This is a genomic window from Peribacillus acanthi, from assembly GCF_003073175.1.
Classification (GTDB): domain Bacteria; phylum Bacillota; class Bacilli; order Bacillales; family DSM-1321; genus Bacillus_BN; species Bacillus_BN acanthi.
Map to the genome: position 1 here is coordinate 100,408 of NZ_QBBX01000014.1, position 12,146 is coordinate 112,553.

The following is a 12,146-nucleotide window of genomic DNA, read 5'->3' on the forward strand; positions in this document are numbered from 1 at the left end:
GAACTATGCGAGACAGCTCGACGACCAGCTTGACCAATTCAGCCGAACTGGAACACAGAAAAGAGCAGCTATATATGCTAGAGTCTCCACATTGGAACAGGCAGAGGAAGGCTACAGTATTGATGAACAAGTCCGAGTACTAAGGGAAATGTGTGAGCGAGAAGGTTACGTTGTCCATAAGGAATACGTGGATAGGGGTAAAAGTGGGAAAAATATTAAGGGACGACCTGCCTTGCAACAATTACTACATGATGCCAAAGGTAAAGACTTTGACTTAGTGCTCGTTTGGAAGGTGAACCGTTTTTCTCGTAAAACAAAAGACTTACTAAATATTGTCGAAGAACTGGAAATGAGAAACATTGTTTTTCGTTCATTTACGGAACGCTACGAAACAGAAACTCCAGCAGGAAAAATGCAATTTCGGATGTTGGCGGTCATTGCTGAATTTGAACGAGACAATATCGCTCAAAACGTAAAAATGGGGATGTTGGCACGAGCAAAGGAAGGTTCCTGGAATGGCGGTCAAGTGCTTGGTTATGATGTCGTAAGCGTCCCAGGAGAAAATCGAAAGAGAAAGCTCTCACAGCTTGTTGTTAATCCAACAGAAGCCCAAACGGTTCGAAAGGTATTTGACCTTTACGTTGAGGGGAATGGTTACAAATCCATCGCAAACAAACTCAACAATGAAGGACACCGGACAAAAAAGAACAAAGACTTCTCCATCAACGGGGTAAAAACGATTCTAAGCAATCCCCTTTACGCAGGATTTATACGTTACAATGTCCGAAGAGATTGGAACGAGAAGAGAAGAAACAATATCAATCCTCACCCTGTGATTGAAAAGGGGCAGCACGAAGCCATCATTTCAGAAGAAACATGGGAAAAAGCAAAAAATATCATGGCTAGTAGAACCGGCAAGCCTAACCGAATACATGACGGCGAGTTCCCGCTCACTGGTATCATGAAGTGTCCTGCATGTGGGGCAGGAATGGTGATTGGGAGGACAACGAATACACTCAAAGACGGAACAAAAAAGGTTCTGGAGTATTATGTATGTGGAGCTTGGAAGAACAAAGGTTCAGCGGTTTGTCGCTCGAATGGAGTAAGAACGGATTATGCAGACCCTCATGTACTTGAAAAGCTATCAAACATAGCCACAAGTGACGTGCTTATAGAGCAAATTGTTGAACGGATAAATAATAAGAAAGAAAGAGATTCTTCTCCGCTTCAACACGAATATGAGACCTTGAAAAAGGCACTAGAATCCAATCAACAAAAGAAAGAGAAGGTCCTTGGTTTGTACGAAGATGATTTGATTCAAAAAGCAGACCTTGTGCAGCGGTTATCCACTTTGAATGAAGAAAAGGAACGACTTGAAGAGAGACTTTCTCCAATTGAACTGCAGATGGGGCAAGGTGGTACACAACTCATAAACTTTTCAATGGTCAAACAGGTTATGCAGAACTTCAAAAGTGCCTATCAAGAGTCATTGACCAGAGAGCAGAGGAAAAGGCTGATGCACCTGCTCATCCGTCAAATCACCATCAATGAGAACCGAAAGATTGATACGATACAAATACAACTCAATAAAGAAGTTGCAAAACACTTCACCTTTAAAGGGGGAGAGGATTCATCTATTACGGATGAGTTCTCTCCCCCTTTTTCTATTTTAATTAATCTATAAAAAGGAGCAAATTACCTATGAGCGTTATTAATGTATTCAGGAATTACATGGAGGAGCATCACCCACATTTAGCTTGGAAGGACTGGAAAGCGGATGTTAGAACTCTTTCAGTAAATGACGTAAGCAACGAAGCGGTAAAGGCTACTATTCCAGATGAAAACAAACCAGAACTAACATGTTGGGTATTCTTCTACGATGGCGGTGCATCGAACGTTGTGTACTTATTTCAGGATAAGCATGGTTTAAAGGATATCGGAATTGGTTTGGTGAAAGATGGTGAACTTGTTAAGCCTATTAGCTTTGAATGAAAAATGGGCAGTCGGAAAGGTAGAACAATCAATACGTTTACAAGTCAGAGAGGTTTGCTCTATAAGAGTTTTCGTCTCTTTTTTCGTGTTTTATTTTACGGTAAAGGAGGTGAGTTCATGACACCAATTGACCTTTTTAAAGCAGGTGTGGCGTTTGGCGTATCCATCTATGTGTATGTGAAGAAAACAGTAGCCGAAAAATAAAGGGGGAATTAAAATGCAATACTTTTTAATGGGAACAGTGGTTGGAATTGTAGCTTGTTTAGTATCAGAGGTTACACAGAATCCTTCAAGGAGTTATCGTTGATGAAAAGGATTCAATGTTTGACAGACCTTAATAACCTTGCAGGAGGTATACCAGATGAATTGTTAAACTACCTAAGCAGTGAGTTTTCTCACTTATACGATTATCTAAGTAATGGTGAAAGGATGGAAGAATTTCTTCTTGAAAATCATCAAGCAATATTAATAGTTGAGGATTCTAAAGAATTAGACTTACTGTTACAAAATAGATTAGAACTTGAATATGTTGAAGAAATACAATTAAATTCTTACTTGTGTTTGAGAATAGGAATTTCTCAGTTAGAAGAAATACAATTACATTACTATTTGAAAGTGTAAAAGAAAGTAAATTCTCCCTTACTATTTATAGAAATCAAAAATAATGTATACTAAAATAGGTAAATTGTTACAGCTCTATGAGGTGAGGGAGATTATGAAACTATTAAATAATATTTTTTCTAACCATTATATTGAAGTTAAAAAAATTCTCTTAAATGCAGATGAGCTTATGATAATAAGTCCATTCCTAATGGAGTCATTTGATGATTTTTTTAGAGACCTAAACGGTAAGAATATCAGACATATTTCGTTGATAACTACACTAAAAGATAATAGTCCTGATTTATTAAAAAAATCAAACTCACTCTATTCCTTTGGTGTGAATTGCCAAAGGAATAATATAAGTTTCAACGTCCGTATTGACAATAAGTTGCATGGAAAAATCTATGTATCTTTGAAATCAGGAGTGCCAGTCCAAGGTATTATTACTTCTGCTAATTTTACTAATTCTGGATTAGAAACTAATCATGAATGGGGCGTTCTAGTTGACGATAGTAATGTATTATTAAAATTAATTAGTGAAATCAATAGTGTTGAAAGCAGAGTATTAACTACTACAGAATTAGAAGAAATAATAAAAAAGATAGATGCCTTTTCAAAAGCAACTCCTGTGTCTAAAGAACCAAAAATAAGTTTAACTGTCAGTGATATACTGAAAAAAAGAAAGCATACAGTTACATCTGATAAACGTTACTTTATTAAGCCTGTTGGAGTATCGGACGAGCCCTTTTCTGAGCAGAGGAGACTATCGACAAATATACAAGAGCTTCATTTCTCTAAGAAGAAACCTACTTCTGTAAGAGCAGGAGATATTCTCATATGCTACGGTGTGGGAACGACTAAGTTGTTAGGTTACTTTGAAGTTATTGAAGGTCCTTATTATTTGGAAGGGACGTCTAGCAGATGGCCTTGGGAAGTTAAAGGTAGGAACCTTTGTCCAGCTTATAGTCAAAGATGGAATACTTTTGATAATACAATTTCAAGCATACAAGCTTCATACGATTTTATTGCACCTATAACTAAAAATAATAAGGGAAAAAACCTTAATGGGTTAATGTTTGGATTGGATAAAATTCAGCTGACAGAAGAATTTGCTAGTCATGTAATTAATATAATAGATGCCTCTGTTGCTGATAAGGCTTAAGTTCAGTAAAGAAAAAAATATGTGGGTTGAATACTATTTAAGTTCAACTTATATGAGTTAAGTTGAATAGACATAGGCGAAGAAACTATGAAAGATTTACTCAGTCTATTTCCATCTTCTCCATTTTAAATGCTTAAAGTTGATGGTTATGAATTCCATGATAAATTTTCAATGAAATTTCAATTTTTAGGAGGCAAAAGATTGAACATCTTTCAGTATCAGGGACAAGAAGAAGACCATTATACACACATACTAATGTGTATCTTAGATTATAAAAACCAATTAATTTTACCTCAGTTTCTTAAGGAATTAATACCGCAGGAATCTCTTGATTTTCAACATACTTCCTTGTCTATACATACAAGAAAGAAATTTTGCCCCCAACCACAAAAAGAGTATGAGTTTGTTATTGGTATTGCTCCATATAAAAGTGGTTTACCCCATTCAGAATTAGAGGATAATTCCGGGTCAATACCAGATGCATGGATTTGTGGAGAAAATTTCAATATACTTTTTGAATTCAAAATAAGAGGAGTTTTAGATGAGGGACAAATATCAGCACATAAAAGATTGATAGGTAAGGAAGATGTTCAAGTTATTCGCCTTACATGGGATAATATTATGGAGAGTTTGGAAGAGATTAAAACTGATGATGAAGTTCTTCGTTATCTATTACAAAATTTCTTAATATTAAAAAATAAATTCAGGTCCAAGAGACGTTCGTCAGGTATGCCTAAAGAAATTATAGGTCATATAAATAAGAGTGACGAACTTTATTTTATTATAACAGGTAGTAAGTCACATAAACCATATAAGGTAGATAAATTCTATAATGATAAGATTGAGCTATTACAAGACGATTTATCAGGTATAACTGCTGCCCGTAAGTATATTGCTCAATATGTAAATCAAAATAAAGATTCACTTCCATTTGATTATTCAGGAGATGCTACGGTAATAAATGACTTTTGTGTTGCTCCTGGGAGAGCAGAAAAAAAGAATCAGTGGAATCAATGGAGATTAGGTTCCTTTTTAATAAAATAGTAGATTAGACTTAAGGTATTGAAAAGTGAATATTAGGCTTCATCATAAGTATTGCTTAGGTAATGTCAAAAGTGGCTTTTGATGAATTTATAAGAAATCATTATTTAATAGAGATATCTTTATAAATCGGGGGAATTGCTTTGAAAAAGGAAAAAAATAAAGCTCACTTTTTAAAGATAGTTTATTTTGATGAGGGTTCTGCTCTAGATTATTTAGAGGCAAAGCATGGTGGACGTTATGATAAAGTATCTACGGATATCATTCAACGTGTGAAAAAAATTGCTGGAGAAGTGGGCATTGAGGCATCAACCGACCCTAAGATACTTTCATTTATAGTTGATTCATTGTTTGGAATCAAAGGTAGGATTGCTGGGACTGCATCCTACAATAGAACTGGAGATAACAAAGTAAGTGAAACACTTAGTAGTACTGTGTTATCAAATTTCTTAGAAGATGTATATATAGATAAAAATGAGCAACCAGAAAATTTAGCAATGAATTTTGGAATCTTTGACAAAGTAAGACTTGGATTTGTTCCCAATTCAGTCACTTATTTAAAGATGATTTCTCCGATGTTAAAAATAATTAAAGAAGAATCTTTTGGTAGCGATATGCCTATCCAGCTAAGTGCATTAGACCAGATTTTCAGTGATGCAAAGGGTTACTACGAATTAGTCTCAGTTCATAATAATGATACAAACAAGAAAGTATTCCGATTTAATTTCAATGCATTAAGAAACAACTATAGACTTAATGATTTAACAAAGATGGAGTTAACTGTTATTGGAATAAAGGTGGGAGAATGTGAAGAATCTCATTTAGAATGGGAATCCGAATTCGGTGAGAAAAAGTCCACAGATAATAATAGTGCCTTTGAAAATCTTGTTGAAAGAGAGAACAATGAAGGCTCTAAAAATGAAAAAAAGAGTAACGAAAAACTTTTAAGTGTTTACGATGTTATATTGGCTGGAGTTGCTAATAATGAAAGTTAACATTTTTTATGGTCCAGATAATGCTTTTAAAGAGTTTATTGATGAAGATTCATTTGTGACAATGAATGAAGTAATGATGCAAGTAGTTGAAACAGAACGCTCTTTTACTATTAGAACAGAAGATTCATCTTGGAGTCCAAGAGAATACACTTACAACACGATAGTTTGTTATAGACAAGAGTACGCTTCAATGTCTACAAGTTTAATCAACAATATAATGCTTTTGTTTAGAAATTTGGAATGTGAGAATATTTACTTTCAAAATCCACCAAACAATATCGTCGCATCACTTCAAAGGAATCATGTTGTGGAGATAAAATACCATGACTATGGGAAGCTTGCAGTAGAGAAACTAACAGAACTTAAAAGGATTTATCAAGAGAGGATTATAGGACAAGAACATGTACAAAACGTTTTACTACCTGTCATTAATGTATCAAGGGTTCGGCACAGTAACAAACCAATAGTCATTATGTTTTATGGCCCTCCTGGAGTGGGAAAAACTGAAACAGCTAAAATAATATCCGAAGCAATATATGATAATGATAATATTAAAAGATTTCAATTATCAATGTATCAAACAGAACACGCTTTCAGATTTTTGTTTGGTTCAGACCCTCAAGAGGATAGTTTAGCGAAGGATTTACTTTACAGAGAGACCAATGTTGTATTATTTGATGAGTTTGATAAAGTAAACCCTAATTTATATAGTGCATTTTATGAACTTTTCGACGAGGGGAAAATAGAAGATAGGAATTATACCGCTAAAGTCGACAATGCAATTTTCATTTGTACATCAAACTACTCCACAAAAGATGAAATTGAAAAGAATGTAGGTTCAGCTATCTTTTCTAGAATTACTGAATGTATTCGGTTCGAAGAATTAAGCGATGAGGATAAGTATTTATTATTGACTAGTCGATTCAATGAATCTTTTGAAAGCCTGCCACAAGAGGAAAAAGACATTCTGTTATCGATTGACAGAGAATCTATGCTAGCAGAATTGGCTGGTGAACTAAGCAACTTAACCAATTCAAGGGTAATCAAGAATACTATTGAGAAATATTTAAGTTACAAAATTTTAAAAGAACGTGAAATTTTGTAGACATAACTAATAAAAACCTCATTTAGATACACTACGGAGAACCGTATCACAAATAGTGGTAAAGCAAAGAGTTGAAGTTATTTTAGATAAAGAGTGGCTAGAAAAAATACTTTAAAAGAATGAATATGTATATAAAAGATCTCCTGTTGGAAGCAAATACAAAAAAGAATTACCAATCTATTTGAATGGTAATTCTTTTTTATAAATAATTATTTATTCTTTTTATCTCTTTCTTGCATTTTTCTAACATTATCTGAGTGGTAAGGAGAACCATCAACTTCATTAACTACACTAAATGGATTACCGTCCAAGTCAAAGAAATCAAAAAATTTCATTCCACCAAAATCATCGATTTCAGTAGTAACTATGCCATTATTTTTAAAATGTTGATGTGCCGATTCAATATCATCAACGACAAAATTAAAATAGGAATTCTTCTGGTCACCCTCGGTAATAAACTCAGTGGGTTGCGGGGATTTAACTTTTACTAAGGCTAATTGTGTTGACCCAGTTGGTAAATAAAATCCAGCACCATCTCCCCAACTATCGATTATCTTTACACCAAGAAACTTTACATACCAATCTGTAGATTTTTCAATGTCTGTAACTGGAATAAAAATACTACCTACTTTAAACATAATCTTCCTCCTTGAAATGAAATTCTTACTTATAACTAATATAATAGTGTAAAAGTTACACTTACATAAATAAATTTAAATAAAAAGGTGGGAAAAATGATTTTTGAAAATTTAGAGTTTGAGATTAAGAAACTTTATAAATATTGCTTAAAGTTGTCAGGGCCACCTTGGATAGCCGAGGATCTAGTACAAGAAACGATGCTGAAGGTTTATAGATTTAAAAAGACAGAACCGAATAGAGAGTTCAACTTCTCTTTTCTATGTACTGTGGCTAAAAATCTTTTTATTGACGAAAAAAGAAAAAGTAAAGAAATAATACAATTTAAAGAGGAATTTTATGGAGAAGTATATGATTCAATAGAACACTTTAGTTTAATTGAAATTTTACTTACCACTTTGCCATTGAAACAGTCTATGCTTATCACCTTGAAAGATGTATTTGGCTACACTTCAAAAGAAATAGCGTCAATGTTAAGGGTGAGTAATGAATCTATTAAAACAGCACTTCACCGCTCTAGAAGGAAACTGAAAATTAAAAACAGTAATATAGATATGCAAGTTCTGACCCCTAATCACGAAATTATTTTAGCACTCACTAAAGCAATACGGGAATCTAAGCCGATGCAAATATTTTATTTTTATCGACTACTAGAGTCAAAAAATTTTCAGGTAAGAAGAAGTTCTTTGCATTCCGTATTCCATGTTGTAGACCCGGACGGAAATATTTTAGAAATTAAATCCTATTAACATACGCCCATATTCGCACCAACACAACATGGTACTATAAGTTTTACCACAAATGGAACTGTACATTATCACAAATAGTGGTAAAGCAAAGGTTGGAAGTTGTGCTTGAAAAAGAGTGGCTGAACAAGTTGGTGGAATAAATAATACTGCTCTATAGGTACTCTACTCTAAAAAAGATTAATATTGGTTTTTATGTACTATAGGAAATCCATTGAAGCAAATATTCAATGGAATTTTTTATTATCTATCATCAACAACAATATTTGATAGGGTTATTATTTCTGAAAATAAAAACATTTGGTTTACTTTTTTATCGAAAATGTAGTATAGTTATATTAAATAATATAAATGATATAAGGAAGAGAGGGAACAGTAGTTGAACATTACTTCAGGTATCAATCAATCAGTTGTAGGAGATTTGGTGAAGGCATTTGCTGAAGCAACGAATGACGTTGTAAACGAAATAAAACAAGAGTATGGCCTTGATACAGGGAATTTTAAAAATGGCGGGGCTTGGGATATTCGATTTAGACGGATTAAACAGATTGCTCTTGAAAATAAGTTACTCGTTTTAACCAAAAGAAGAGGAATTTGGAGTTTTGTTTGTGTTTTGAATGAAATTACTGGGGATTTATACGTATTTACAAAAGAGAAGAACTTGGATATTGTGATTAAAAATCTTGGGAACAAGAAAATTCATTATTTCCATGCTTTTACTTCATTAAATAGTGGGCCAGTAGAGTTAGATAATCAACAAACATCACTGTTCTCAACTTTACCTGAAGATTATGAGACTAAAAGAATTCAAGAAGCACAAAAAATTCTTGGAGAAGAATATCCTTTAGTCAATCAAGTAATTTTTATTGTCGCTCAGGAAGAAGACCGGAAAATAGTAGGAGTGGAAGCGAAGTTGTATAATCGCTTTTTTGAACTACTTGATGTTGAGAATTGGTCATCATTTGTACCAGAAGAGCAATATGGAAATATTCTTGTATTAGACGAAGAGGTCATAGATAATACTGAGAGTGTAACAGTAATTCCTAAAGTTAAGCAATCAATTAAAAAACGAAAAACTTACTTTGAGAATGATATTGCTACAAAAAAACAGGAAAAAGAGGATTTAATAGAGGAAGAAAATAGTTAATAACTCCTCTTATTATAAGGAGGAAATGGCGTGTTAGAACGACAATTCAATGGTTCAAGACTAAGAGAAGGAAGAATATATAGAGGGCTTACGATAACGGACCTTGCAAATGATTTAGGTGTAAGTAAACAAATGATTTCTAAATATGAAAATGATAAGGCTGTTCCAACATTTGAATCACTATTACAAATAAGCCAGTTGTTAAGATTTCCCAAAGAATATTTTTATGAAAATTCGGTTGAAGTCAAGACAGGAAATACTTATTTTCGCTCCCTATTAACTACAGGTAAAAAAGAAAGAGAAATGCAACATGATAGAGTTAAATATCTAACCATTATTCGTTCATTACTGGAGGAATACGTAGATTTTCCAGAATTAGATGTTCCTGATTTCACAGAGCGTGACACGGAAAATGTGGAGGAAATAGCAGAAAGATTAAGGGAATCATGGGGACTAGGGGACAAGCCAGTAAAGGATATTGTTTATTTACTTGAAACAAAGGGTTTCGTTATTTCCTCCCTGAATCTCGATAAAAAGTCAATAGACGCCTTTGGTTCACAACATGAGGTAAATGGTAAACAATACTATTCAATAGTTCTAGGGAATGATAAGAATTCATTTTATAGACGTCAATTTGATGTTGCTCATGAATTAGGACATAAAGTATTGCATGATCCATATATGAATCTTGATGATTTGAGTAAAGAAGAATTTAAACAAATAGAACAAGAAGCAAATGATTTTGCTGCAGCATTTCTCTTACCAAAAGACAGTTTTTATAAAGATGTATCAATACATCCTAATGATTTGATGTATTATAAAACACTTAAAAAGAAGTGGTGTGTTTCTATTGGAGCAATGGTTATGCGTGCCTATAAACTAGGTGTTATTTCTGATGGGACATACCAATATATGCAACGTTCTATTAGTCAAAAAGGTTGGAGAACAAAAGAGCCACTTGACGATATTAAAGATATGAGAGACCCAGTATCAATGAAGCAGGCAGTTGAACTGCTAATTGAAAATAATTATATTACTGGTGATGAATTCATGTATAAATTATCTGATCATTATGGACTAAGCCTTTATCGTGAAGAGGTTGAAGAATTACTAGGGTTAGAAGAGGGATATCTAAAAACTCAGACTAACGTATACAAAGACAATATAGTTAGTATAAAAGACAAACTTGAGTCAAAGGCGAAAAATAAGTTAAGTTAAAATAAAAGGAATTTGTAAACACAGCCATTGAAGCAAAGCTTCAATGGCTGTGTTTGTTAATTTAGATACTATTACTTTAATATTAATTCCTATAAATGGATTTTTAAATATATGATAAAATAGGTAATTATATAGAAGTTCGTTTCTTAATTCAGGAGGAAAAGTTATGAAAGCACAAGCAGATATAGATTTTCAGAAAGACTTATTTGATGCGGCAAATAAAATGCGTGGGAGTGTTGCTCCTAGTGACTATAAACATTATGTATTACCCTTAATCTTTTTACGATATCTATCTAACAAGTATGAACAACGCCGTTTAACTCTCGAACAAATGGTTACTGACCCATCAAGTGATTGGTATACAGAAGATAAAGAAACACAATCAATTATTATAGAAGACCGTGACCAATACATGTCTGAAAATGTATTTTTTGTTCCTGAAGAGGCGCGATGGTCTTTTATAATGCAACAGGCAAAACAACCTAATATCAAAGAGATAATTGATAATGCAATGAAACGAATCGAAGAAGAAAACCCAGAACTTGAAGGAATGTTACCTCGTATTTATCAGGGCTCAAATATTCCAGCAGAAAATGTGGCTGGTTTAATAGAAGTATTTTCGAGGGATGTTTTCAGTGCCAATGATAGAGCAAGTGTCGATGTTTTAGGTCGCACTTATGAGTATTTTATAGGTTCCTTCGCATCATCTGAAGGTAATCGAGGAGGAGAATTCTTTACCCCTTCAAGTATCGTTGAATTACTTGTAGCAATGCTTGAACCAATTCAGGGGAAAGTATTTGACCCTGCTTGTGGGTCAGGGGGAATGTTTATACAAAGTGAAGAGTATGCACCAAGAAAACGTGCACTTTCATTTTATGGACAAGAAAATGTAACAACAACTGTCCGCCTAGGAAAGATGAACGTTTTACTTCATGGTTTAAATGCAGACATTCGTTTGGGTGACTCACTATTAGACGATCAGTTTCCAGAGTTGAAAGCAGACTATGTTATTGCTAATCCACCATTTAATCAGAAAGATTGGGGAGCAGATAGAATTGCTAAGAATGACCCTCGATTAATTGGGCCAGTGACCAACAGTAATGCTAATTACATGTGGATGCAACATTTCCTTTATCACTTAAATGATCAGGGGACAGCAGGATTTGTAATGGCAAATGGTGCCATGACATCTGGTGTTAGAGAAGAAAAAGAAGTACGTCAGACGCTAGTGGATGAAGGATATGTGGACTGTATAGTACAACTTCCTGAAAAATTGTTCTTTACTACGGGAATACCATGTTGCTTATTTTTCTTAAGTAAAAACAAAGATGGCAATAGGGAATTCCGTTCAAGAAAGGATGAAATTCTGTTTCTTGATGCACGAAAAATGGGATCCCTTGTAAGTAGAAAGCAAAAGGTGTATTTGATAATTTAAATTTGAGCCACTTTTCATTAGTTTGATCACATTAAAAATGAGCCACATGATTTCCAATTTTATCAA

At 33.8% G+C, this 12,146-nt stretch carries 11 protein-coding genes and 1 pseudogene; 11 read left to right on the plus strand and 1 reads right to left on the minus strand.

What is annotated here, in order from left to right:
• From DBX25_RS14570 to DBX25_RS14600, 7 genes are all read left to right on the plus strand, one after another.
• The coding region (locus tag DBX25_RS14570) for a recombinase family protein (RefSeq protein ID WP_240620331.1) at window positions 1-1,684 on the plus strand (1,684 nt) is incomplete at its 5' end.
• A 17-nt stretch (window positions 1,685-1,701) separates the two neighbouring features.
• On the plus strand, window positions 1,702-1,992 hold the full coding sequence (locus DBX25_RS14575) for a hypothetical protein (RefSeq protein ID WP_108671544.1): 291 nt from the start codon (window positions 1,702-1,704) through the stop codon (window positions 1,990-1,992).
• A gap of 306 nt (window positions 1,993-2,298) precedes the next feature.
• Complete coding sequence (locus DBX25_RS14580) at window positions 2,299-2,613, plus strand: hypothetical protein (RefSeq protein WP_108671545.1); 315 nt, start codon at window positions 2,299-2,301, stop codon at window positions 2,611-2,613.
• 94 nt (window positions 2,614-2,707) lie between these two features.
• The gene (locus DBX25_RS14585) at window positions 2,708-3,757 is read left to right on the plus strand and encodes a restriction endonuclease PLD domain-containing protein (RefSeq protein ID WP_108671546.1); all 1,050 of its coding nucleotides are present in this window, start codon (window positions 2,708-2,710) and stop codon (window positions 3,755-3,757) included.
• Between the two features lie 201 nt (window positions 3,758-3,958).
• Window positions 3,959-4,801 carry a hypothetical protein gene (locus tag DBX25_RS14590; RefSeq protein WP_108671547.1) on the plus strand — a complete coding sequence of 281 codons (843 nt, stop codon included), beginning with the start codon at window positions 3,959-3,961 and terminating at the stop codon, window positions 4,799-4,801.
• Window positions 4,802-4,941: 140 nt separating this feature from the next.
• On the plus strand, window positions 4,942-5,793 hold the full coding sequence (locus DBX25_RS14595) for a DUF6414 family protein (protein ID WP_108671548.1): 852 nt from the start codon (window positions 4,942-4,944) through the stop codon (window positions 5,791-5,793).
• Window positions 5,783-6,898, plus strand: coding sequence for an AAA family ATPase (locus DBX25_RS14600; RefSeq protein WP_157950983.1), 1,116 nt, complete (start codon window positions 5,783-5,785; stop codon window positions 6,896-6,898). The genes DBX25_RS14595 and DBX25_RS14600 overlap by 11 nt, the downstream gene beginning before the upstream one ends.
• Before the next feature lie 209 nt (window positions 6,899-7,107).
• Here DBX25_RS14600 and DBX25_RS14605 read toward each other — a convergent pair whose 3' ends face one another.
• Entirely contained in the window at window positions 7,108-7,536 is a 429-nt protein-coding gene (locus DBX25_RS14605) for a VOC family protein (RefSeq protein ID WP_066441988.1), read from the minus strand.
• Window positions 7,537-7,632: 96 nt separating this feature from the next.
• Between DBX25_RS14605 and DBX25_RS14610 the strand changes: the two genes are divergently transcribed.
• From DBX25_RS14610 to DBX25_RS14625, 4 genes and pseudogenes are all read left to right on the plus strand, one after another.
• Window positions 7,633-8,283, plus strand: coding sequence for an RNA polymerase sigma factor (locus DBX25_RS14610; protein WP_108671550.1), 651 nt, complete (start codon window positions 7,633-7,635; stop codon window positions 8,281-8,283).
• A 376-nt stretch (window positions 8,284-8,659) separates the two neighbouring features.
• Window positions 8,660-9,427, plus strand: a complete 768-nt coding sequence (locus tag DBX25_RS14615) for a DUF5986 family protein (RefSeq protein ID WP_108671551.1) — start codon at window positions 8,660-8,662, stop codon at window positions 9,425-9,427.
• Between the two features lie 30 nt (window positions 9,428-9,457).
• Complete coding sequence (locus DBX25_RS14620) at window positions 9,458-10,645, plus strand: helix-turn-helix domain-containing protein (RefSeq protein WP_108671552.1); 1,188 nt, start codon at window positions 9,458-9,460, stop codon at window positions 10,643-10,645.
• A gap of 166 nt (window positions 10,646-10,811) precedes the next feature.
• Window positions 10,812-12,062: pseudogene (locus DBX25_RS14625) on the plus strand (type I restriction-modification system subunit M); the annotation flags it as partial.
• Between the last annotated feature and the right edge of the window lie 84 nt (window positions 12,063-12,146).